The sequence below is a fragment of the Sodalis sp. RH22 genome, assembly GCF_047324165.1.
Taxonomy (GTDB): Bacteria; Pseudomonadota; Gammaproteobacteria; order Enterobacterales; family Enterobacteriaceae; genus Acerihabitans.
This window is the reverse complement of the sequence record NZ_CP178731.1, coordinates 5,541,145-5,564,962: the sequence shown is the minus strand read 5'-3', so window position 1 is coordinate 5,564,962 and position 23,818 is coordinate 5,541,145. Positions and strand designations below refer to the sequence as shown.

Genomic DNA, 23,818 nt, shown 5'->3' with positions numbered 1-23,818 from the left:
GCTTAAAATTATATTTTTCGACGGAATAGTCTTGAGCATCACTGGGAATCCAAGGCTTTTGGCAAAAGACGATTAAATGAGGATAATAGATTTTAAAGAACTCTTTTTCTTCGTAAAAGGAAATTTTTTAAAGAAATATACCCATGGAGATGTGACCATCAATGGTTTTTAACAAATTTCCTCATATCGTTCACACACAACGTGATCACGCCTGATATGCTCCCCCCATCCTCCACATCGACCAATTGCACGAAGCCAAAGTAGCCGACCTGCCGAGTTTAGCAAAGACAAAGTGGTGCCTCCAATCCGGGGCACCTAAAATATACTTCAGTAGCTTCCCATGACAGCATTAAAGTCATCCATATTATCGATTTATAGCTTTTTAAGCGCATCTTCATCGGCATTCAATGTCATATGCATACTTCAAAACGTCACCCATGAACCGAGGGTCGGCCTATGCAAGATAAGCGGTGGAGCGAATAACAATCAAATCAAGGCCCCTTTCCTTGCCATTAATAAAACCTCACGCGATAAGTCAAGGTATTAGTGAAAGAAATAACTGGTCTAGAATCTGCCGGCCAAGTAATTGAAAACAAGCCAGCTGTAGATTCAAATACAACAATTGCACCTGTTGCGGGTATGTTTGATGAGGCAGTTTGTTTCCTTATTATATATTCCCCATGACCATTACCATTTGAGCCCTCTATAACTATATGGCAGATGCCATTAATGCCCACCAACCAGTCCGGTATTACAAGAGATTCACCAGACGTCGCTGCATACTCAAATTTGAACTGTTCTGGTTGAGAAAAACTTCCAGCAGAAACATTTAACGGTTGATTTGTACAGTTTATAAAGACGCAGTCAATATATGCCTGTTTCTTATCGATGTCACTAAAGACAACATTTACAAATGTAGTATTCCGGTATTTCAATATATTGGTAGGTGTATTTTGCAACAGACCTGCACCAAATTTTTTTATTACACAATGCTCTATTATCACTCTGCCTTGATTAGTTATTTTCAACATGGGCGAAGTCGTGTCAGCGCCATTGATAGTTTCACCAGTGATAAAGGCTTCCGATGTCACCGAATTTGCACCAAAATTACCCAACGGCCCCTTCGATGTACCACCAATTATTACCGCAAAGTTCCTTCCACCGCCAAATATTAGGGAATCAGCACTTTCTGTAACACGACGTGAGCCGATTATAGATATTTGCTCACGACTGGTCCCAATATAAGCCTGATATAAGGTACTGAAACTACCAAAACCAATTGTTAAAAGTGAAGATGTATCAGCCGCGCTTATCCCACTATAATCACTAAAATCTCTCCTATTACCTGAAAAAACGTCGCCTACAGAGCATCCAAAAGTACCATTATCAATATGGTAGGCACCCATTTGATATTGATCTCCGTTTTCAAATAACATATCAGAATACTGGCAACCAATACTAGATACTAAATTTCTGTTCCACACACCCTTTAGTTGCTGAGCTGTATAGCTATTACCAATTGCAGTCATAATAGCCAACTCTGTGGAAGCAATTGCGACGCCATTGGCATAACATGCATTAAATCCCGTAATAACATTACTCCGCGCTTCCTGTCCTTCTGAATATAAACAGCAGGCACCAGAAGAACGCTCCGCTGCAGTTGGCCCGATAAGAGTATTGCCCACAAAAAAACCATGTGATGCATTATCGCTATCCATCAAGTCACCAAAAAATGCTAGCGTACCGTCTAACGCATGACTATCAACAACACTATTATTGATACGGCAGAAAGTGGAGTAACCACCGGTAAGTAAAGATGCCTTTGCATTTCCGTTCCAATGCCGCTGCCCTCTGACATGTATATTATCGAAACGGCAAGCATATGCTTGGTCCATGTAGGCGCTAAAATCATAACCGCCATTTATATAAACATTACTTATATCAAAGTATTTAGACTGTTCTATTGAAGCAGTTCCATTGCCAGTATTATTCAAGCCTGTGCTATCAAAACCTAATCCCTTGATTTCTCCATATTCAAAACCTCTTGCTCGAACTTGCCAGCCCGTTCCGGTGCTGGTTCCTGTCACCAGATTCAAAATCGATTGGTATTTACCTTGACCCCGCAACTGAAATCTTTTAAAAGCATATTGAATGGCTGGAATTTCTGTATATAAAATTGGATTTTTTGATATAAGTGACCCGTTGGGAATAGCGAGACTTTTATCCGTCATATCAGGATAAGTAGTTGGTATAGCTGTAATCTCATTCGGGTAACCTGGAACAACATCTTTACCTACTTGTGCCGAATCCAGAACATTTTGAACAGTCCTGCCTCTATGATTTACCAATGAACTACCATTTTCCGATGCTAATTCCAATGCCAAATCTGCGGAATCATTAATAACCCAAGCCCCAGCGCGATAGATCTTATTAAGATTACCCGTCGTATTAAAATATTGATCACCCTCATTTGCCGCTTCAGGGTCGACAGCACTTGGAGCCAAGATATGCACTGCCCTTGCCTCATCGGCTGCAAACCGAGCTTCCACTGTGCCAGAAGTAGTTCCAATCAACGTTCCACCACTGGATGATGACATTGCACTGGACAGGGTACCGATAGCGGCTGTCAATTCTTCTTGAGAAACAAGGTCGTTGTATTCTTCGGCTGTAGGGATCACGCCGGTAACCGATGTTGGCATAACCTATCTCCATTGATGCTGATGATAAGAGTAAAGCTTCGAACCAGAAGCTATGTATGCAGACATACATAAACTACTGTATGTATTTACAGGCTATGCTATTACAAAAGATTTGTGAAGACGCAAGGCAGAAAATTGTAGTAGGTGGTTGAGCGGCATGGAGATTTAGTTGCATGGCACAATGATGTGTTTACAAACTCACATGGGCCATTTTTAGCCTTATCATTAAGACATTATCTGATTTTCTCCGATTTCGATCCTATTAACCAAAAAAATAATATCGTTAGATTTCCGAATTATTTAATAAGTAAGGGAAAATCATGCCCAGTAATCCTCTCTTAGATACTAACAATCTGTCTGATGTTGCCAACATTGCGACCGCACGGGAAAATCTGGATGTTGATTCCAGGGATGAAGCACAGGCACGTATTGATGAGTTCAGTACTATATTAGCGGCATCCGATGGAGCAAAGCTTGTAGGCCGATGTGCCGATGTCGCTACTTTACGAACGCTAGTCCCTTCGGAATCGGGGCAGCAAATAGCGCTTCTTTCATACTATCCATTGTGGGAAACAAATAAGACATCACCTGCTGGAGGGGGAAGCCTTACGGCATTAGCCAACACTGACCTTGTTGATGATGGTGGACGTGTATTCAGGGTAAATACTCATTGGGTGTGGCTCCGTGATGAAACGGAAAGGTCTTTAACCGCCTATGATTTTGGTGCTCATGGACAAGGGACGAGTTACGACGATACATCGGCAGTCCAGAATTGGTTGAACTATGCTGCCGCATCAGGTGGTGCATCGATCTCTATAGGCAACCGCGGTTCGTTTAACATCACTTCCCAACTAGAGTTAAATCGTTCGGCGGGGAGCAATCTTTTGGGAAAGTGCCTGGACTTCTCGGGAACGAGGCTGCTGGTAAACTATGGTACGGTCATTGGGAATTGGACTTCATTCGGTGATTGGACTTTAACGGGCGCGACGGTAGTCAATGATACGACAAACAACTTGCTTGCATTTTCATCTGATGGTCTATCTTCTCAGGGCAAGGCCTCGATATCATTAACTGGCCTAACCGTTGGACAAATTTATACCGTTCAGGTCGAGGTTCAAACCTGGACCACTGCTCAAGAGACGACAATAGGTATCTACTGGAACGGTGCAACAATAATACGTCGTCCCGATGCCGGAGTGGGCGTGTATCTGGCTGAGATTGAAGCCACGGCAACGAGCGGAACTTTGCAAATTCAGCAAAATGATGGACAGGCAATATTTTCAGTATCGAGAGTTGATGTTCGCTTAGCCGCCTTTGGCCTGAGGGTATACCAAACGGGGACTAATTCTATCCATCAGTTTATCAATATTCGAGGGGCTCGCTTCGAGGCTGTTAACACAGCATGTCTTGGGGGGATTCGATTAGACGACATTAATGATGGTGTATTTGAGTATTGTAAGTATGTAGGCTTTACCAATGGTCCAGCGATATTACACGATAACCTTACAAACTGGTCTGAAAATAATTTTCACTTAAAGCCTGAATTCGTCAATTGTAAGTATGGGTTTCGATTTTCGAGACCTGTACGAGGCACTACTGACTTATCAAGCTTTGCAAGAATGACCGTTATTGATCCTTTTATCGCAGGCGTAGAATATTTTTCATACATGGATAAGGGTACAGCGGTATATGATAGTGAATTTGGAACCGTTTGCGGAAATATTACTGCAGTGACGAAAGCTATATATCATCTTTCTGGTGATCAGACTGGCACAATTCTTCAAGGAACCCGTGCAGAAGTAAATGCCACGCATCCCGACGGGTTTGGGATGGTGGAATACGGGTATCTCGATCTGAGGCGGGCTGCTTTTTTATTATCAACACCAAAAACAGGCGGGTTTCGCCGCATTAAGGGCTTCACGGCGGGGACCGTTTGGCGCCCAATATACCACGACGGAGGCGATTTCTCTAACAGCCCCGTATGGCTGAAGAAAATAAACTGGCGCCCTGATACAACTCAAAGTCTATTTCCAATCGAACAGGAATGGTCAGAGATAATTCTCGGAGTAGTCGCAGAAACCACCTCCACTGTTAATAATGCGGGCACACTTTCCGTGACACATGGGATTGTCCAGCTTGATATTTCCCTTCGCACTAGTGGTGGTGATACTCTGCAAGGATCACGCCTCTCCATAATTCTTGCAAAAGGTTCAGCGACCTCGTCCACACCAACGACCAACACGCTGATCGCTGTTACTGCAGGTTCAGAAGTGATTGCCGTGTCTTGGGCTGGCGGGTCAAGCCCCACGATTTCATTCTCCGGATCCACAAATACGCGAAGTTTCGCTATTAAAGCACGATGGGTACAATAGTGCCGGTGACAGCATCTTCTGTAGCGCATGCGTCGTTGACTGCGCCAGTGCCATCCCGGTAAGGTTCAGCGATTAATCATGACACAATAAGCCTATAAAGCCGATGATAACGATCGGCTCTATCCACCCAACCGGACTTTTAATCATAGGGGCGAATACTCCCAAGCAACTGAGCTTTCTGGACATGATTACGATGACATAATTATTATCAACTGATATATAACAGTTTATAAATTAACAATGGAAACTGTGTACGCTATTATGAGCACGAACGATATTCATCGCATTACCCGGTTATCCTCTCCATCCCTTCCTATACTTGACCTCCCACTGCAACGAAGACGATCATCATGTGCGCCCGACTTATCCAGATCGAAAACAGAGAACAATATCTCGAATCATAAAGCCAGACGATGAGTTTATCAGCATCCCCGACGGCGAACCGCTCTGATACAACGTCGCAACTGGAACCCGCGTTCTACTGTTGAACCAGCGCGAAAACAATTACACCTCGACCCGGTGATGTGTGAACATCAGCCAGCCTGGGCAGAAGGGCGGACCCTTTTTCGGTTAATCACCGATTCGGGTCCAGCCAGAATGCATAATTAGAAAAAATCAAGTATAATCTTTTATTGAGTTAAGAGATGGGTATGCTATTTTACTTTTACCATTAGCTAATCGATAAGCATTTATTGAATCAACTAATTCATTATACCTCCAGACCCGTCCTAAAAAATCATCTGCAATAAAGCCATCCGTTGTGTCGATTGCGTGAGCTGCTGGGTAGAATTCCGTCATATCAAGCAATAATGCATTTTCGATAATTTTCTTATCGATCCCATATCGAGTTGCTAAAGGATCTATAAAGTCTGTAATCATAAATACCATCCCCATACTTTTAAGCCAACGGCTACCGTATTGCCGGTTACCGTTATTTGCGGTGAGCTATTAGCACCCCAATTGACGCTTAACGAAACATTGTTTACTACTTTTATTATAGGTGCAACTTTTACGACATTGGCATCAGTATCATATACAGCCCCTTTTAGCATTTCGAAAATAGCTGTGGATGCTTGCGCCGCTGAGGCGTCGGCATTTGTTACATGAACCATTAATCGGAGATAACCATGCCTTGGTGATAAAGATGTCGCACCCTGAGGCTGTATGCCATCTACGCTTACGCTGCCACCAATAGCAATATTTTTAAACGTATTAAAAAAAAGAGTTGGACCATATATACTTGATACGGGATCCACAAAGCGTATATTACTGAAAATTTGCGGAGCTTGACTATAATTGACGGTATCTCTTTGCGTCATTTGTGAGACCACACCAAACGCCAGTGATTCCGCTGTAGTATTAGTGCCAAGAGGATTGTGTCGATAAGCAGCACGACGATTATCATTATTACCTAGTTCAAATAAACAACAGGTGGACAGTTTAACTGATTCGGTACGATGGCCCTCAAGTAAGGTGTCGGTCTGATCGCCTGAGAGATGATAAAGCGCTATCGAATCAAGGGTTATATTGCCACTAATTTCACCTAATTTTGAGTCATAGACAGCAGTGCCAAATTCCATATAACTACCATAGGTATTACCAGAAAAAAAATCTCCTTCTGATCTAAATCGAGCAAAGCTACTAAGACCCGATCCCCTTTGTGGCCTAGTAAATCTTCTCATGGTCTCGCAACCAGTTGCCCATGCTTTAATGTCAGTAATATTTTCTGACCAAGCGATTAAGTTACTCAAGAGCAATCGATCGCCATTGGTTAAATTATAGACATTAAGACGTTCCAACGTCGTTCCTCCCATATCATCTAAGCGCACACCCGCCTGCAAACCGGCTTGTGCGATAGCGGTTGGGTATATATTCAAATCAGAAATCAATAGGTTAGTCCAACTTGCACTCGAACCGTTCGCGTAACATCTTAAAGCAGCTCCCCCAGTACGAATACGAACTCTATTAATGGTCATTATCAGCCCGTTGCCACCTTCAGCCTGAATGATAATGCGATGTGATGTTTGGGTTGCTATAAATTCAGCATGATAAATTCCGGGGCCGCGTTCACCACGTCGGAAAATGGCTTTTTGTGCCGCCCCATCTGGATTAGCACAATAAATTCCTGTTACCCCTGTTTGCGTGGTGTTATAGCCACTAATAAAAAAGTCGGCACTATATAACGTGCCCACAGTTAAGTCAGTAAGAGAATAATAAGCAAACGGTGGGACTGTTTGGGCGATCTGTGTGAATACTATATGATTACTACTATCAATAGTTACACTGGGATCTAAAGTCCAGCCGGTTGATAAATTCGTCGTGTCATAAAGGACTGTACCAAAGTCAGGAATCAGGGCGGCACCTTCCCAGCGTAGGCCAAATCCAGATTTTTTATTACCCGCGTGATTATAAGTAAGCTGGCTAGTAATTCGCCATTTTGCTCCGTGTCCTCCTCCAGACCATTGACAGCCTGCTGATAAGTTAACTGCATCTAATGAAAACTGTACAGCACTAGTATCATCAGCCACACCATCCCCAATTCCACCAAACATATAAGGATTTATAGTCGCATGGCTAAGCCAATCATAAAGATTCGTCTGCACAGCATTAGCTAAACCATTCAAATAGCCTAGATAAGCAGGACCGGTACCTGATGCTAACTTTAGTGCCAGAGCCGCAGAATCATCAGCAACCCATGCCCCCGAGCGATATACTTTATAAACCTTATCCGTGGTGTTGAAGTACTGATCCCCCTCGTTTGCCGTCCCAGGGTCGGTGCTGCTTGGCGCCACGATATGTGCTGTTCTGGCTTCATCTGCTGTAAATCGGTCTTCTAATGTACCAGACGCGGTTCCAATTAAGGTTCCGCCACTCGATGATGACAGTTCACCTGACAAAGTACTGATGGCAGATGTCAATTCTTCTTGAGTAACGAGGTCATTGTATTCTTCGGCCGTGGGGATCACGCCCGTGACTGATGTTGGCATAGCCTATCTCCAATGATACTGACGATAAGAGCAAAGCTCCAACCAGAAGCTTTGTATGCAGGCACACACAAAATACTGTATGTATATACAGGCTATTCTATTGAAGATGATTTGGAAATAGGCGAAGCAGTAAAAAATGGTAAGCCATTGAGCACTGGTCAAATTCAGTTGTTTCGGTAACACAAGGGGTTAGGGACTATCCAAACCATTTCGAACATCACACTAAGACATTATCTGATTTTACTTAAAATTTATCTCATAAATCCCAAAAAATAATATCGTTGGATTTCCGAATGGGTGATCAAGTAAGGGAAAAGCATGCCTAGCAATCCTCTTTTAGATATCAATAACCTATCTGATGTAAGCGACGCCGTAACTGCGAGAGAAAATTTGGACGTATATGACAAGGCGGAGGTAGACAATTCCTCTTGGGATGGCCGGCCAGGGGCAACGATAATCGATGATACAACCGAACGCCTTGAACTTAAACTACCGTCAATAGTCAATCCCCTTTCTACTGATGTGAGACGGCTAAGAGATGCCTTTGGTGGCATCGATACATTCGCCGCTACAGTTCTTGATTTTCTGATATTGTTCATTTACCCAGAAAATTTCTATCAGTCCGAGGATGGGGATAATTGGCAACCTGCGCTTACGCGTGCCAATGCATATGCCGTGGCGAATAACCGTATGCTGGTTATTAAGCGTAAATATCAAGTTCTTTCAGCGTGGGAATTAATTAGTAATACCATTATTTACGCCACTGGCGGAGGCGGATTATTTACGTTAACCGACACTCCGATTACGCTAATCAGATCATCCAACGCTACAAATTTACGCATCATTGGCTTGGATATTGATGGGGGCGTTACCGCGGCAATAACATCAAAAAACTCTACCCGTGCGATCCGATTTATTAATGTTAATGGGCTCTCCTTGTCAGGTTGCAGCGCAGGAAATTCAGCTGATTGGTGCCTATCTATCGAGACCTGCGAATCAGTAAGAATCTACGACACCACGATCTATGGGGGCGGCCGAGGGCAGTCAGGTGGCCGCGATGGCATTCATCTGTTGGATAGCTCAGATGTTGTCATTGATCGGGCCGATATTGAGTCTGGCGATGATTGCATTGGCATCACGTCTGAATACGTTGGGACAAAAAATATTACAGTCCGACGCATTGTGGGTAAATCAGATATTGGTTCTGTCGTGATTTACAATGAAGAAAAGCCAGGAGGAACATATGCATCAATGCCATGTAGCAATCTCGATATTAGCGACGTGAAAACTAAAGGTGACGACACCGTTAGAGATGTTGTCAGAGTCATCAAATACGGAGCGAATTCTGTTATAGATGATGTCGCAATCTGCAAAGTCAGAGGTAGCGCCTATAGCCACGCATTATATGTGTCAGGCGTAACTAAGCTACGACATCGTGATATTCAGGTGCACAGCACACAAGCCCATGGCATTTATATAACAAATTGTGAGGATGTTGAAGGTGACGCAGAGGGTAGCTCTGATGTGGCCACAACCACATTCCAAGGTGTGAGCATCTATAACAGTAGTCATATATACGCGAAATATTCAAGTCGCGGTTCGAATGGATTTGGCATGCAATTGAATGGTGTTACCAAATCAGTAATCAAGCCATTCTGCATCAATTGTGGTGCGGGTCTGTTTGCATCAAATTCTGGGGGAGGTGCACGAGTTGTTAACAGCACCGATGTGATTCTCTCCGAAGGAATTCTTGATGGAGACGATGGTATCACTTATGTCGGCTTGAGTACTGGTGGCGGTGGTAACAATAATCTTATCAGGGGCGCTGGATTGATTGTCAAAGGAAGTGCCTTACCCAATTACGGCCTTGCAGATGGTTCTCCCCCAGAAAATGGCATTGACCTAAACATGATATATACAACAACCATTGGTAGAGTTCTGGCAGCTCCAATAAATGCGCCGTTCGATAGTGGGACATGGTTCCTGACAGCAATAGGCTATTATGTTGCAAATAATAATAGTTATCGCACAAGGCAAGTCTTGTACGGTTACGGTACTTCTGGCAGTAATTACGACGCTTTATATTCTCGTGTCTACAATGGAAAATCATGGAGCTTATGGAAACAATTCACTTTAACCTAGCAGCTTGCTATATAAGCGTTATCTTATTTTAAGTAGAGGGCCATCCGTGGCCCTTTTTATAATTTTAAAGTTAGATATTAATCGTGTATTTATCAAAAAAACATCATAAATAAGATATTTATGAACTAACGAATTGGAACCTGTGTATTTCATTATGACGCGCTCAGTTACGGCCAGGATTTGGTGCTCGGTAAAACGGACTTTGCGCATAATGTTCTCCTCGTGGCATATTTATTATGCCGGAAAATCTATATAATTGGATGGAACGATTATGTGGGATACTTGCAAAATCATTACAGCCGTACTGTGTGGCAAAGATTGGAAAACCAAGCCCCGGGGATGGGGCTTGGTTAATCAAATCATCACTGAGCGGCTTAGTTGAATATTCTGATATTAATAGCAATGGCAAAGGGAGAACTGACGCCAGTAACAGCAACTCGCGGCGATGAATTAGCGGGCCAAGTCACAAAAATTCCAGTACCAGAATTTCTATGGTCGCACAGTACAGTATCAGGCGTAGAGACTGAACCATCAACGCCACGCTTACCCAAAACGCACATATACTTACTACCCTCAAAGGCACTACCATCCACAGCGCGAGTTGTGATAATAATTTCCGCTACTCCGTGTGTGATAATAATATCGCCGCCATCAGAAATATCATAAACGGTGCCATTAATAGCATTGGTAATAACTTCGTGCCATTCGTAACCGAATGTCACACCATTAATTTGAGCCGTAGAATAACGTAGCGATTGGACAACCGTTCTATCCCGAGTTAAATCAAAAGCGGTCTGTGGGCGCTCCATCCATGTTCGACCAGCATTCATAGATCCTAGCCTGTATGTTGGAATATTGACACTGGAGCCTATACTACCGATCCATGGCCGAGATAAGTCATTTTGTGCATATTCAATAATACCATTGCCATCTTCATGAGAAGCGCCTCCTTTTTCTGTTCTGATGCCTTCAATCACTGTGTTATTTTGGTCGCCTTCAATATGAAGTATAGCCTTCAATTTTACAGTTGTATTTCCATGAATCTCAGTCCATTTTGAATCATATTGTGATGTACTTTCTTCAAAATATAAAGCATATTCAATATCAGCAATAAACATATTTTGTTCGAATTGCCTAGCGAATGAAGATTGTGCGCCTAGTCCAATAGTCCGGCCATAGCGATGCGCAAACCGGCAATTGACATAGGCAATGTTATAAAACGCATTGTTTTCAGACCAGAACAGCTTATTGTTTGTCAATATTCCTTCACCATTACTAAAGTCTATAAATGAACAATTATGAAATTTAGCCGCCCCACAATCATCCATCCGTAGACCACCAGCCGCAGCACTGTTAGTCCTATTTTCCATCCTCAATCCGCGGACCTCGAAATGCGCATGCATTGCAGCTGTACCAGTTTGATAAAGACGTAGGCCATAAACGGATTCCCGTACATCAACTTTATAAACGAGACCTTGCCATAAAGGATCTGTGGAATCAGATTGCAAACGGAGGGTGTGGGTAGTCGCGGTGGCAATAAATTCTCCACGGGGAACTCCATTACCTTTCCATGCCCGGGTGATGCGCCCTATTTCATCAATATACATTGCGAAAGAGCCTGCGGACACAGCTACGTCATAACCCTTGATATCGGCCATAACTTTATATGTTTTACCAACCGTAAGACCGGTAAGAATAATTCTCGCCATCCCTTGCGAGGCTGAAGCAGCACCCCAGGATAAACCGCCTGTTGATGTGAGTTCAACATTGCCGGTCAATGACCATCCGGAGAAAGTAACGGCGCTACCAGCAATATATTGCGCTATTAATGTGCCCGCGTCGACCAGGATCCGCGCGCCGGAAAAATCCAGCACGTGATCGATGACATTACTGACCGCTGTGCGATTAATTGAAAGCTGCTGAGTTATCAAAAACGTGCCAGAGCTTGTATTAAAATATCCGCCGCCTATAGACGAACAAAAATCAAGCCATGCTTGAATCGCTGCGGTATCATCCGTAACACCATTGCCTATGGCGCCAAAATCATAAGGTGTTATGGTGTGACTCAGCTTATTACCGATTGTTTTTTGGGGATAAGTATTCGTTATATCATAGCCTATCCACCCAGCTGCAGCCGTATCTAACAACTGATCTTTAAACTGATCAGGGTCATATTTCAACACGTTTGGAAAGTAAAATTGCTGGACGCCATCAGCATCAAGGACGGTCATTGACTGCCCTTCAACCGTTACAAATTTTGCTACCTGACCGGCATACACTGGATAGCCTCCGGCATTGATGTTTATAGGTTGAGCTACCGCGGTATAGGTACCCTCCGCACTCTCTACATAAACCTGTATTTGATTTGCAGCCACAGTCGGGTCCGTGTCAATCTGCCCGACATAGACAGAACCATTGGCGCATGCTTGGAAGCTATTGGCAAGGGTGAATAATTGTGATGGCATAGATACAACGATATTAGGTATGGTCATATGTTTAGTACCTCTTTGAATGTGTTAGATAAACCGTTTACTTCATTAGGTTGATATTTAGCAACCTGTTAAATGGACTGAGTAATGTAATGACCAAAAGAGAAGCGGCACAAATTAAACAACGGCATTTTTAACCACATAACAGATAATTATGTAAAAATGCTTCCTGAAATATGTCCATACCAAAAATCGTATCATAGAGAACTGTAAATAAAAACAGTACTTGACTACACCCCCAGCAGGCATTGCTGAGGTTTAAATCGATCATCAGCTATTTCAGCCGGACATTCTCCTTCTCCGGTTGCCATAAGTGTTGCCATCCAGAGGAAGACAGACCAACCACTCGTTTACACCAGGTGTAAAAGTTATATCGGAAATCCCCAGCTTGCCACAAACCGCTGGTACGGGGGTATCCAGTCCAGCCTGTTTGAAATCAAACGCGATCCACGCTTCTGTGTAACGGGACTTTTTGGTCGGCATTACCTCTGTCAAAGGGATAGGTTCATCACGTCGGATTGGCGATTTTGGGTGGGCAGAATTCGGGGTGGGGTCAGTATGAAAGGCTGAACTTGCGAAACGGACATGGCCGGAAAATCGTATGGCACTGAGCGGAAGGGAGATTTACATTCACCCCCGCCCAGAACTGACCAAAGCAAAGATCAGATTATTGAATCGCTGAAATTAATTGCTTCATGAGTTAGAAATCTCTTGGGGAGATAACGATGGTAATTATGTTTCTCGCAAAAATCCCTTAACTCCCCGATCTCTGTTACATGCACTTTATTGTAAATCTTCTGCATATAGTTATTAAATGTATTTAATGAAAGATTTAACCTAGCAGCAGCCTCTTTTGACTTCAAACCTTGCAAGCGATAAAACATTACTTCGCACTCGCGCTCAGTGAAAGTGTCATCCGGCTTATTCAATAATAGTGATCCCGGCATATGCCCTTTTACATAGTCGTTAAGTGTATATACTGTAAGTTGTGTATTATAACCAAGCATACCTATGCATTCGTGCTTATCATTAAAATAAGGAATTTTATGAAATATGAATGGAAAATCCACAGCATGAGGATGTAGCTCCAACGTAGAAAAAGGAGTCTGCGTCTCAAATATACGTTTATATTGTTTAGCAAAATTCTCTATTGATTCCTCGGTATCTAATATAGCGCAATCGAATTCACTGTCGAATTTACCAATGATTTCATTAGGCGACTTTTTGTCTGCGAGTAGAGCAAGCGGCTGATTGCAATAAACCAGCCTGGAGGACAAATCTCTTATCGCTATGGGACTTTTTAATTGGTCAAAAACGTAACGCATGGTGTTTGTAATATTAACTTCAGGAACCACAGTACACTTGCATATGTCATTACTCATAATTACCCCCGGTCATTGATGATATTTAAAAACTGTATCATCGCAAGGAGTGACTAACTACTGGCCTAAAGTACAGCGTAATAAAATAACATCCTTAATTTTACGGCTTAAGGTTTTTAATTAACGAATTTTTTCGCTTTAATAAAAATATAACTAGCCTTGCATTTCAAATAAAAAATTATTGATGAGAAAAGTAATTATTAATAGTGTGAGCCCCGCGGTGCTTTGGCCCATTATGGCCCATTTTTATTAATGATATTATGGAAGCATTAAATTTCGAATTACTGAAAGGATTAATGACGGGAAAATGGTCGGTTTAGTTTTACGGCACAATTTAAATTATTGTCGGGCTGCCACAGTTCTGTCTCTTCTATCCCGTCTATACTTAAGATCTCTCTGCAATATAGATGACGACCATGTGCGGCCGATTTGCTGAATTTAATACCAGAGAACACTATCTCGATTTCCTGCGAAGTGATGTTGCGTTTTCGGGCGCATTGGATGGCGAGCCGATAGGCCGCTACAACGTTGCTCCAGGCAGTCGCGTTCTGCTGCTGAACCAGCGCGACGATACGCTGCATCTGGATCCCGTTATCTGGGGTTATCAGCCCGCCTGGGCCAAAGAAGCAGGCCGCCCTCCCCTGATTAATGCCCGGTTAGAAACTGCCGCCGCCAGCCGCATGTTTAAGCCGCTATGGCACCATGGCCGCGCGCTGGTGATGGCCGACGGTTGGTATGAGTGGAAGAAAGACCCGGACCATACAAAAGTTAAACACCCCTATTTTATCTATCATAAAAATAAGAAGCCGATATACCTGGCCGCGATAGGCAGATTCCATCCCGATGCCCTGGACGCGCCGGAAGATGATGGTTTTGTAATCGTGACGGCGGCCAGTGATAAGGGGTTGGTGGATATCCATGACCGGCGGCCGCTGATCATGACGCGAAAGGCGTCATTAGAATGGATATCGCCGGATACGACGTCGGGGCGCGCCGAGGAGCTGGCCCATGATTGCGCCATGCCGGTGGGGGAGTTTGCGTTTCATCCTGTCAGCAAGACTGTGGGGAATATTCACAATAACAACAGTTCGCTAATTGCAAAAATTGATAATTCGCACTTATAGTCCTCGCGCCGTCGAGGACTATACAGGGATGCCGCCGGGTACCGTGGGTGCCGCACAAACGGTCATATCAGCCGCCAGGACGGCACGCCACGGCATTTTCAGCGCAGCGCATCCACGGCGACTTTATAGCGGGCCTGCCTATCGGCCAAGCCGTTGACGCCGCCGTTAATCCGTCTAGTCAGCCCCACCATATCGCCAATATCGGCAAAAGCGTTACATTTATTGGCCTGCCAAAACCATCCGGCCGAACGTGCGGCATTGATATCCGCCAGGAGCAAATCAGGGTCGGCAAGCAGATCTAAATCGAGCGCTTTACCGCAGGCGGCATAATTAGCATAAAAGGTCACCTGTTTTAAACCTCGCCCGCGATATAACCAGCCGTCTTCCGGTCGCGTATTTCCGTATCTGCCGCCATAAACAATATTGGCTATTTTCTGCTGCCTGTCGATAGGCAGGGTTCTTTCAGAAGGTTGGCGGCCCAACGCCTCGCGCTGTGCCGGCGTTAAGCGATTGCCGAATATCTTGAGTCCGTTTATCGAATAATTAAACGATTCCACTACTGTGGTAAATCCACCTGATTCCGTACCGATTTGCGCAATAAAAGCTGCCTGGCGCAGCGGCGTATTAATACTGAATTCAGCCATAATAGCCGCCATATGCGGAAACCAGCGTGCGGCTAACCCGGCGCTGATATTAGCCGCCTGTTGGAATTGCTCGAGTGTCATATGCTTTGGCCCTTAACCGCCTGGTTTTCCTCCAACCCTTACACAAGGTAAGCCGTCCACGCTGCTAAAGGCTGCCGGCCCGGCGGTGCTGGCCCTTAACCCTGGCGCGTCCCGCCGCAGGGCTGCGCTTGATGAACAATCGTCAGGGCCATCAGTATCATGAACATGCCGGCCTAGCAGGGGAGCTTGATCGATTCCGCGGGTGAGCAATCCGGGCAATTCGGGAAGGAGATCGCCTTTAGCGACCAACGCTGGGTCTGACGGGGCTTAACCATGTTTACCTCACCCAGTCGCTATCTGCGTGACCGCGATGCCAGGTGTGTCCATCATGGGCGGGCAGCGGCCGGGGCGGAGATAAAAGAGCAGCAAGCCATTTTTGCGCTAGAATAATCAGGTAAGCGCGCATTTCCGCTGGTGGGATGTGCTATCACATAATGGAAACATTTTAAAAGGCATGGCATTAACATGAAGAAATTCATCATCGCAATGATGACTGTAGTATTAGCCCTACCCTTTGCCCCCCTTACGTATGCCCATGCCGGGGATGAATATCATCCTAAAACAGTGCAGAAATATCACCGTCACCACCGTGCGGCAAAGCATCATGGCAAAAAGCAGATCTATCGCAAGGCCGAGCCACAGGTGGGACATAACAGATGATGGGGAGTAAATCAGCTTTAACAGCAACAGCGTGGCGAAACCGGGTCGTATTGCGTTGAGATAGGCTGATGGCGTTGATCCGGCAGGACCCGCCATAAAATAGCGGCTTTTTTCATACCAATTAAAAGTGATTACACTTTGACATTATACTAATTAACATAATATTTTGCCGGTATATTTCCTGGGTGTTGTAGGCTTGTTATTATCTTATTGCAGGGGTTATTGTTTTAATTATTGGCTAATGCGCTATTATCAGAGGCAATCAATGAGGATATTGCCGCCGGAACCTGCCCGTCGGCATAGGAAACAGGAAGCCATGCTGATGGGCAGCGCGCCAGCGCTTATTATTTAAACGACAATAACATCAATAAGTTATACTACGATATCACCGCGCCGTTAAGCCACGGGCTATTAATCGTTGTTAACCTTTTCTTCGTCGCCGTTGACTTCAACATACTGCGAGACTGAGATCAACCGGACAAAATGCGCCAATAATAAATCCACATCCGTTTGCAGAATCTCCTCGCTGGCGCCGGAAGCCGATAAAATGGCTTTTTCTATGTTGGTCGCCATAACCGATGAGCTACCCTGCCCGACAGTCAGCACCAGCGCGGCCAGGAGCAGGGACTGGGCTTCAACCTGGGCAGTCAGCTCTTTTGCCGCCGCATCCGCTTTGGCCATTTTTTTCAATATATCAATGACAAGGTTTCTCATAGTTTCCTACCTGGACGAAATCGCGGCCAACAGGTTGCCACGGCACTAAACATAGCCTGCTTATATTACTCTTATTGTGAGTAGGATAACATCTTCTGAACTGTAAGTATTGTGCGCGATGACCGCCACCATGGCGCCCACGCCAGTTGTAGTCCCATTGACGCGTATAGGGCGCTGTTGTGCAGGGATTAATTCATTAGAAATATTTATCAATCAACACAACATTATCCCCACCCACGAAGCAAAACGCCGTATGCGGGGACGAATGCCGTGTTGCCGGAACGGAAGAGAAGACGTTCCCCCTCCGCCGGGCCGGGTAGCCGTTCGCTAGTCCGTGATGGCCTTGGCGCCGGCGGGTTTCAGCACGCCATCGGCACGGAACATGGCCTTGATGCCGCGTACCGCCTGCCGGATACGATCCTGGTTCTCAATCAGCGCGAAACGTACATGGGTATCGCCGTAGTCGCCGAACCCAATGCCCGGCGATACGCAGACCTTGGCGTCCGACAGCAGTTTTTTCGCGAATTCCAGGGAACCGAGATGGGCATAGTGCTCCGGGATCCTGGCCCAGACATACATGGACGCCTTTGGGGTATCTACCATCCATCCCGCCTCGTGCAGGCCGCGCACCAGGACATTGCGGCGCTGATGATATTGTTCGACGATATCCAGTACGCATTGCTGGTCGCCTTCCAGCGCGGCGATGGCGGCCACCTGCAGGGGGGTAAACGTACCGTAGTCATGGTAACTTTTGATACGCGCCAAGGCGTTGACCAGTTCCGGATTACCCACCATAAACCCGATGCGCCAGCCGGCCATGTTATAGCTTTTCGACAGGGTGAAAAATTCCACCGCAATGTCCTTGGCGCCTGGCACCTGCATGATCGACGGCGCTTTCCATCCATCATAAACAATATCGGCATAGGCGAGATCGTGTACTACCAGCACGCCGTACTGCTGGGCCAGGGCCACCACCCGTTCAAAGAAGTCCAGCTCGACGCATTGCGCCGTGGGATTGGACGGGAAGCCGAGAATCATCATTTTCGGCGTGGGAATGCTTTCGCGAATGGCACGCTCAAGCTCGCGGAAAAAATCCACCCCTGCCACCAGCGGCACCGAGCGCACCTGGGCGCCGGCTATCACCGCGCCGTAGATATGTATCGGATAGCTGGGATTCGGCACCAGTACGGTATCGCCATGATCGAGGGTAGCCAGCATCAAATGGGCCAGGCCCTCTTTGGAACCGATGGTGACGATGGCTTCGCTGTCGGGATTGATCTCGACGCCGTAGCGATCGGCATACCAGCCCGAGATCGCGCGCCGCAGCCGGGGAATACCACGGGAGGTGGAATATCCATGGGTATCCTCCCGTTTGGCGACAGTACAAAGCTTTTCAACGATGTGCGGCGGCGTGGGCCCGTCGGGATTACCCATGCTGAAATCAATAATATCCTCTCCGCGCCGGCGCGCGGCCATTTTCAACTCGGCGGTGATATTAAATACATAAGGGGGGAGACGATCGATGCGTGTAAAACGCCGTGGCAAACCGGATGCGGCCATAATATCCTCGTTGTACGTTAGCGCCCGGACCATCCGAGCGACGCCGGCCCATGCGTGGGCTTGTCCATGAAGCTATCTTATATTCGGCATGATTTCAATATCGGCGGCGAACATCGCGGCGGACAAAATAAAAAGGGGAAATCTGAAATTTTATTTATCGATTATTCCCCTTTATTGTGGCAGATATTGGCCTAAAAACCGCGCGGCAGGCGTTTTATGCCGGTAAATGAAATCCCCTTATGTTTACTCAGACTTCCCCGTTTTACGACGCTTCTCGCGTCATGGCGGCCGTGGCCGCCGCGATTTTCGACGGCGGCCGCGGCGGCAAATCTGGAATCTCAGGCGCCCATTGCTTATAGTAACGGCTAAAGGTTGGCCATTTACCGGGATGTCGTGGTGAAAGAAATGTTCGAAATGCTGCTGGCGGTCTATGAACGGGCGGCATTAATGTTGATTTGTCTGTTTTTGTTGACGCGCATCCGCCAGTTCCGCCAGTTATTGCAAAAAGAACAGCACACCCGCCAGGAATTGCTGGCGGTCACCGCCATTTTTTCCCTGTTTGCCATTTTCAGCACCTATTCCGGCATCCATGTGGAAGGCTCGCTGATTAACGTGCGGATTATTGCGGTCATGTCCGGCGGTATTTTATTCGGGCCCTGGGTCGGCATCGCCACCGGGATTATCGCCGGCGTGCACCGCTATCTGATCGATATCGACGGCCCGACCTCGGTGCCTTGCCTTATCAGCAGCGTGGTGGCGGGTTTTGTCTCGGGCTGGATCAAGCTTAGGGTGATAAAAGAGCGCCGCTGGGGCATCGGCATCCTGGGCGGCATGCTGTGCGAGTGCCTGACCATGCTGCTGGTCATTCTCTGGGCGCAGCCGATGTCCCTGGGGCTGGATATCGTGTCCAAAATTGCGCTGCCGATGATCCTCGGCGGGGTCAGCATCGGCATGATCGTGCTGCTGGTGCAGGGGGTCGAGGATGAAAAAGAGGTGATCGCCGCCCGGCAAGCCAAGCTGGCGCTGGATATCGCCAATAAGACCCTGCCCTACTTTCGCCATATCAACAGCGAATCCCTCACCACCATTTGCGATATCATCCGCGCCGATATCAAGGCCGACGCCGTGGCCATCACCAATGAACATCATATCCTGGCTTATGTCGGGGTCGGGGCCGAATTGTACAATATCGGCCATGAGATCATCAGCGATATGACCAGGGAAAGTATTCAAAGCGGCAACATCACCATCAAGAACAATGACGAGGCGGACCGTACGCCGCAAATCCATTCGCTTATCATTATCCCGTTATGGGAAAAAGGCGTGGTCACCGGCACCCTGAAGATCTATTACTGCCACGCCCATCAGATCACCAATTCACTCAAAGTGATGGCCATCGGCCTGTCGCAGATTATTTCGACGCAGATCGAGGTGTCGCGCATCGAACAGCTGAGGGAAATGGCCGACCAGGCGGAACTGCGCGCGTTACAAAGCAAAATTAATCCGCATTTCCTGTTTAATGCGCTTAACGCCATTTCCTCGTCGATCCGCATCAATCCGGATACCGCCCGGCAGCTGATTACCAATCTTTCCCGTTACCTGCGGTACAATCTGGAATTAAACGGCGCGCAAATCGATATCAAAAAAGAGCTTTATCAAATCCAGGATTATATCGCCATCGAGCAGGCGCGTTTCGGCAGCAAGCTGAGCGTTATTTTTGATATCGATGAAGAGTTGTCGTTTCCCCTGCCCAGCCTGCTCATCCAGCCACTGGTGGAAAACGCTATTGTGCACGGCATCCAGCCTTGCCGCGGTAAAGGCGTGGTGGTGATTTCCGTGCGGGAGGATACCGGCGGACGTATCCGTATTGCGGTAAAAGATACCGGCGGGGGCATCAGCGCAGAAGTCATCGAGCAGGTTAAACGCAATGAACTGCCGGCCGGGAAAATCGGCCTGCTGAATGTTCATCACCGGGTATTGCTGTTATATGGCGAAGGGCTGCATATCCGCCGTCTTGAACCGGGCACCGAGATCTGGTTTTACATTACCCCCCAGCCCCACAAGCTGGCGGCATGACGTCCATGGAGGACATGTTTAACCGCGAGGCACCATGAAAGCCATAATTGTCGAAGACGAATTCCTCGCCCAGGAAGAATTACGCTACCTTATCCATAAGCACAGCGGCCTGACTATCGAGGCCACGTTCGACGATGGACTGGATGTCCTGCGCTACCTGCAGCATCATGAGGTGGATGTGATTTTTCTCGATATCAATATCCCCTCCCTGGACGGCGTGTTGCTGGCGCAGAATATCAGTAAATTCAGCCATAAGCCGGAAATAGTCTTTATTACCGCCTATAAAGAACATGCGGTGGAGGCGTTTGAGCTGGAAGCCTTTGACTATATCCTGAAGCCTTATCAGGAATCGCGCATCGTCACCATGCTGCAAAAGCTGGAGGCGCAGCATCAGGCCGCCCCGGCGCCGGCTGCGGGTGCGGCGCCAGGGCGGCGGAATCAACACGCCATTAATTTGATCAAAGACGAGCGCATTATCGTTACAGATATCAGCAATATCTATTATGCGGCGGCGCAGGAAAAGGTGACCCTGGTCTATACGCGGCGCGAGGAATTTGTCATGCCGATGGTCATCACGGAATTCTGCAGCCGGTTGCCCGAGGAGTTTTTTTTCCGTTGCCATCGGTCGTATGTGGTGAACCTGGGAAAAATTCGTGAAATTGTGCCCTGGTTTAATAATACCTATCTGCTGCGCCTGAGCGATCTGGATTTTGAAGTGCCGGTCAGCCGCAGCAAGGTCAGGGCCTTCCGGCAATTGATGCGGCTGTAGCCGGGGGTTGGCTACAGAACCGTGTCCACGGGCATGCAGGGCAAGAGGGTAAAGGCGCCGGCAACAGCCGGCGTCCGGTCAGATCAGACCGAAACCTGGAGTTGAAGACCCATTAGCTGGCGCATATGCGCGCCGGCGCCGAGCAGGCCCGGTTGTTCGTGCCTGATCAGAAACACCGGGATATCGCGTACGTAATCGTTAAAGCGGCCTTTATCCTCGAACGCCGCGCGAAAACCGGAGGCGCGGAAAAATTCCAGGAAGCGCGGCACCAGGCCGCCGGCGATATAAACGCCGCCAAACGTGCCCATGTTCAGCGCCAGATTGCCGCCAAAACGCCCCATCAGCACGCAGAACAGCGACAGCGCGCGCCGGCAATCGTCATTGCTGCCGTCGACGGCCTGTTCCGTGACCTGTTGCGGCTCCAGTGAATCCGGAACGCGGCCATCGATGGTGACGAGGCTGCGGTACAAATTAACCAGCCCGGGGCCGGATAATACGCGTTCGGCCGACACATGGCCGAACTCGCCGCGCAGCACCGCCAGGACATCGGCTTCCTCTTTGCTGTTAGGCGCGAAGTCGACATGGCCGCCTTCGCCCGGCAGGCTTATCCAACGCTGGTCCAGATGCAACAGATGGCACACGCCAAGGCCGGTGCCGGCGCCGTACACGGCAATCGGCCCCTGGGCCTGCGCCTGCGTGCCGCCAAACTGCACCACATCGCCGGCGGCGAGCATCGGCACCGCCATCGAGACGGCGGTAAAATCATTGATGACCTCCAGGCGCGCTAATCCCAGGCTGTCCTTCATGGCCTTGATGGAAAATGCCCAGGTGCTGTTGGTCATGTCCACCCAGTCATCGGTTATCGGACAGGCGATAGCGATACAGGCCTCCGTGGCCTCGACCTTTTGCGCGGTCAGGTAGTGACGGATCACCGCTTCAAGGGTGGCGTAATCTTTACCGGAATAGGTGTGGATATGGGAAATCGCGCCATTGTCCATATCGCATAACGCCAGGCGGGCATTGGTTCCCCCAACGTCACCGACCAGGGCATATTTTGTCATTATGTAAGGCTCCGCTAACTCTTCTACTTGCCGTCGGAGGGTTACCGGCAGCAAACATAAACAATTTATTAATATAATAATAATACCAGTTATATTGGCCAATGCTATAAATTGAGTTTGCTTTCGGATTCGCCTTTATCCCAGGGCAAAGGCCACCGCGGCGGCGGCGTGGAGGGTGGTGGTGTCGAACAGCGGCACCGTTGCGTCGTCTTCGCCGATCAGCAGGCCGATTTCGGTGCAGCCGAGGATCAGTCCCTCGATGCCCTGGCCCTCCAGCGAAGCAATAATGCGCCGGAAGGTGTGGCGCGATTCATCGCGGATCTTGCCCAGGCATAACTCCTCGAAAATGATGTTATGAATCGCGTCCATTTCCGCAGCGCCCGGAACGGTGATTTCGATGCCGTGCGGATGCTCGAACCGCCGGCGATAAAAATCCTGCTGCATGGTAAAGCGGGTGCCCAATAGCCCGACCCGCCGCAGGCCACGGGCATTGATTTCCCGGGCGGTGGCATCGGCGATATGCAACAGCGGCAGTGGACAGGCCCATTCAATGGTGTCCGCCACCTTATGCATGGTGTTAGTGCAAAGGACGATGGCCTCGGCACCGGCTTTTTGCAGCAATACCGCCTTGGCCGCCAGCAGATCGCCCGCCCGTTGCCAATCACCCTCGGCCTGCATGCGGGCGATTTGGGCGAAATCGACGCTGTACAGCACCAGATCCGCCGAATGCAACCCGCCCAATGCGCCGCTAATGCCTTGGTTAATCAAGCGGTAATAAGGTAAAGTGGATTCCCAGCTCATGCCGCCTAAAAGCCCTAGTGTTTTCACTGTGTGATCCTCGTGCGTCTTCGGCCGGGTCAATGCCGCGGCAACCGTAGCGCTTGTATTGTTTGTCAGGGAAGGGTTATTTTTAACTGAGTTTGATGATAAAACGGTGCTTGCCCATCACACCCGCGACAAGCTCGCGCGCGTTTGTTTGTCAGTAGTCTGAGTTATTTTTAATGGAATTTATCGCTTAACTGATGCTAAGCGCAATATATTATCCGACCAGGATAATT

16 protein-coding genes are annotated in these 23,818 nt (G+C 47.5%); 6 read left to right on the top strand and 10 right to left on the bottom strand.

Annotated elements, in window-relative coordinates:
• Window positions 1-512: 512 nt before the first annotated feature.
• Entirely contained in the window at window positions 513-2,699 is a 2,187-nt protein-coding gene (locus ACL2XN_RS25350) for a hypothetical protein (protein WP_413729721.1), read from the bottom strand.
• Between the two features lie 320 nt (window positions 2,700-3,019).
• Here ACL2XN_RS25350 and ACL2XN_RS25345 point away from each other — a divergent pair, with 320 nt between their 5' ends.
• Window positions 3,020-5,071 (top strand): hypothetical protein, encoded by a 2,052-nt coding sequence (locus ACL2XN_RS25345; RefSeq protein WP_413729720.1) that lies wholly within the window; start codon window positions 3,020-3,022, stop codon window positions 5,069-5,071.
• A gap of 615 nt (window positions 5,072-5,686) precedes the next feature.
• On the opposite strand, the gene ACL2XN_RS25340 is transcribed toward ACL2XN_RS25345, so the two are convergent.
• Window positions 5,687-5,950 (bottom strand): hypothetical protein, encoded by a 264-nt coding sequence (locus tag ACL2XN_RS25340; protein WP_413729719.1) that lies wholly within the window; start codon window positions 5,948-5,950, stop codon window positions 5,687-5,689.
• A complete protein-coding gene (locus tag ACL2XN_RS25335) occupies window positions 5,947-8,058 on the bottom strand; it encodes a hypothetical protein (RefSeq protein ID WP_413729718.1) in 2,112 nt (703 codons plus the stop codon). The genes ACL2XN_RS25340 and ACL2XN_RS25335 overlap by 4 nt, the downstream gene beginning before the upstream one ends.
• A 318-nt stretch (window positions 8,059-8,376) precedes the next feature.
• Here ACL2XN_RS25335 and ACL2XN_RS25330 point away from each other — a divergent pair, with 318 nt between their 5' ends.
• Complete coding sequence (locus tag ACL2XN_RS25330; RefSeq protein ID WP_413729717.1) at window positions 8,377-10,200, top strand: glycosyl hydrolase family 28 protein; 1,824 nt, start codon at window positions 8,377-8,379, stop codon at window positions 10,198-10,200.
• Between the two features lie 374 nt (window positions 10,201-10,574).
• Here the strand turns inward: ACL2XN_RS25330 and ACL2XN_RS25325 are convergent, their stop codons facing one another.
• Both ACL2XN_RS25325 and ACL2XN_RS25320 read right to left on the bottom strand, forming a co-directional pair.
• Window positions 10,575-12,692, bottom strand: a complete 2,118-nt coding sequence (locus ACL2XN_RS25325) for a phage tailspike protein (protein ID WP_413729715.1) — start codon at window positions 12,690-12,692, stop codon at window positions 10,575-10,577.
• A 659-nt stretch (window positions 12,693-13,351) separates the two neighbouring features.
• Window positions 13,352-14,071, bottom strand: coding sequence for a LuxR C-terminal-related transcriptional regulator (locus ACL2XN_RS25320; RefSeq protein ID WP_413729714.1), 720 nt, complete (start codon window positions 14,069-14,071; stop codon window positions 13,352-13,354).
• Window positions 14,072-14,487: 416 nt separating this feature from the next.
• Here ACL2XN_RS25320 and ACL2XN_RS25315 point away from each other — a divergent pair, with 416 nt between their 5' ends.
• Window positions 14,488-15,195 (top strand): SOS response-associated peptidase family protein, encoded by a 708-nt coding sequence (locus ACL2XN_RS25315; protein ID WP_413731026.1) that lies wholly within the window; start codon window positions 14,488-14,490, stop codon window positions 15,193-15,195.
• A 98-nt stretch (window positions 15,196-15,293) separates the two neighbouring features.
• Here ACL2XN_RS25315 and ACL2XN_RS25310 read toward each other — a convergent pair whose 3' ends face one another.
• A complete protein-coding gene (locus ACL2XN_RS25310) occupies window positions 15,294-15,920 on the bottom strand; it encodes a glycoside hydrolase family 19 protein (RefSeq protein WP_413727922.1) in 627 nt (208 codons plus the stop codon).
• 465 nt (window positions 15,921-16,385) lie between these two features.
• Between ACL2XN_RS25310 and ACL2XN_RS25305 the strand changes: the two genes are divergently transcribed.
• Window positions 16,386-16,580, top strand: a complete 195-nt coding sequence (locus tag ACL2XN_RS25305) for a hypothetical protein (protein ID WP_413729713.1) — start codon at window positions 16,386-16,388, stop codon at window positions 16,578-16,580.
• A gap of 411 nt (window positions 16,581-16,991) precedes the next feature.
• Here ACL2XN_RS25305 and iraP read toward each other — a convergent pair whose 3' ends face one another.
• Window positions 16,992-17,294 carry an anti-adapter protein IraP gene (gene iraP / locus ACL2XN_RS25300; protein WP_413723355.1) on the bottom strand — a complete coding sequence of 101 codons (303 nt, stop codon included), beginning with the start codon at window positions 17,292-17,294 and terminating at the stop codon, window positions 16,992-16,994.
• 327 nt (window positions 17,295-17,621) lie between these two features.
• A complete protein-coding gene (gene alaC / locus ACL2XN_RS25295; RefSeq protein WP_413723356.1) occupies window positions 17,622-18,854 on the bottom strand; it encodes an alanine transaminase in 1,233 nt (410 codons plus the stop codon).
• Window positions 18,855-19,250: 396 nt separating this feature from the next.
• On the opposite strand from alaC, the gene ACL2XN_RS25290 reads away from it, so the two are divergent.
• Together ACL2XN_RS25290 and ACL2XN_RS25285 are read left to right on the top strand one after the other, a co-directional pair.
• Window positions 19,251-20,930, top strand: a complete 1,680-nt coding sequence (locus ACL2XN_RS25290; protein ID WP_413723357.1) for a LytS/YhcK type 5TM receptor domain-containing protein — start codon at window positions 19,251-19,253, stop codon at window positions 20,928-20,930.
• Window positions 20,931-20,964: 34 nt separating this feature from the next.
• Complete coding sequence (locus tag ACL2XN_RS25285) at window positions 20,965-21,699, top strand: LytR/AlgR family response regulator transcription factor (RefSeq protein WP_413723358.1); 735 nt, start codon at window positions 20,965-20,967, stop codon at window positions 21,697-21,699.
• A gap of 83 nt (window positions 21,700-21,782) precedes the next feature.
• Here ACL2XN_RS25285 and glk read toward each other — a convergent pair whose 3' ends face one another.
• Together glk and ACL2XN_RS25275 are read right to left on the bottom strand one after the other, a co-directional pair.
• Window positions 21,783-22,760, bottom strand: a complete 978-nt coding sequence (gene glk, locus ACL2XN_RS25280; protein ID WP_413729711.1) for a glucokinase — start codon at window positions 22,758-22,760, stop codon at window positions 21,783-21,785.
• Window positions 22,761-22,895: 135 nt separating this feature from the next.
• Entirely contained in the window at window positions 22,896-23,588 is a 693-nt protein-coding gene (locus tag ACL2XN_RS25275) for an aspartate/glutamate racemase family protein (protein ID WP_413729710.1), read from the bottom strand.
• Window positions 23,589-23,818 lie beyond the last annotated feature (230 nt).

Excerpts from the sequence above, each read along its gene's own strand:
- iraP (WP_413723355.1), bottom strand. The coding sequence starts at position 17,294 with ATGAGAAACCTTGTCATTGATATATTGAAAAAAATGGCCAAAGCGGAT.
- ACL2XN_RS25315 (WP_413731026.1), top strand. The coding sequence starts at position 14,488 with ATGTGCGGCCGATTTGCTGAATTTAATACCAGAGAACACTATCTCGAT.
- alaC (WP_413723356.1), bottom strand. The coding sequence starts at position 18,854 with ATGGCCGCATCCGGTTTGCCACGGCGTTTTACACGCATCGATCGTCTC.
- ACL2XN_RS25330 (WP_413729717.1), top strand. The coding sequence starts at position 8,377 with ATGCCTAGCAATCCTCTTTTAGATATCAATAACCTATCTGATGTAAGC.
- ACL2XN_RS25345 (WP_413729720.1), top strand. The coding sequence starts at position 3,020 with ATGCCCAGTAATCCTCTCTTAGATACTAACAATCTGTCTGATGTTGCC.
- ACL2XN_RS25350 (WP_413729721.1), bottom strand. The coding sequence starts at position 2,699 with ATGCCAACATCGGTTACCGGCGTGATCCCTACAGCCGAAGAATACAAC.
- ACL2XN_RS25335 (WP_413729718.1), bottom strand. The coding sequence starts at position 8,058 with ATGCCAACATCAGTCACGGGCGTGATCCCCACGGCCGAAGAATACAAT.
- ACL2XN_RS25305 (WP_413729713.1), top strand. The coding sequence starts at position 16,386 with ATGAAGAAATTCATCATCGCAATGATGACTGTAGTATTAGCCCTACCC.
- ACL2XN_RS25285 (WP_413723358.1), top strand. The coding sequence starts at position 20,965 with ATGAAAGCCATAATTGTCGAAGACGAATTCCTCGCCCAGGAAGAATTA.
- ACL2XN_RS25320 (WP_413729714.1), bottom strand. The coding sequence starts at position 14,071 with ATGAGTAATGACATATGCAAGTGTACTGTGGTTCCTGAAGTTAATATT.
- ACL2XN_RS25310 (WP_413727922.1), bottom strand. The coding sequence starts at position 15,920 with ATGACACTCGAGCAATTCCAACAGGCGGCTAATATCAGCGCCGGGTTA.
- ACL2XN_RS25325 (WP_413729715.1), bottom strand. The coding sequence starts at position 12,692 with ATGACCATACCTAATATCGTTGTATCTATGCCATCACAATTATTCACC.
- ACL2XN_RS25340 (WP_413729719.1), bottom strand. The coding sequence starts at position 5,950 with ATGATTACAGACTTTATAGATCCTTTAGCAACTCGATATGGGATCGAT.
- glk (WP_413729711.1), bottom strand. The coding sequence starts at position 22,760 with ATGACAAAATATGCCCTGGTCGGTGACGTTGGGGGAACCAATGCCCGC.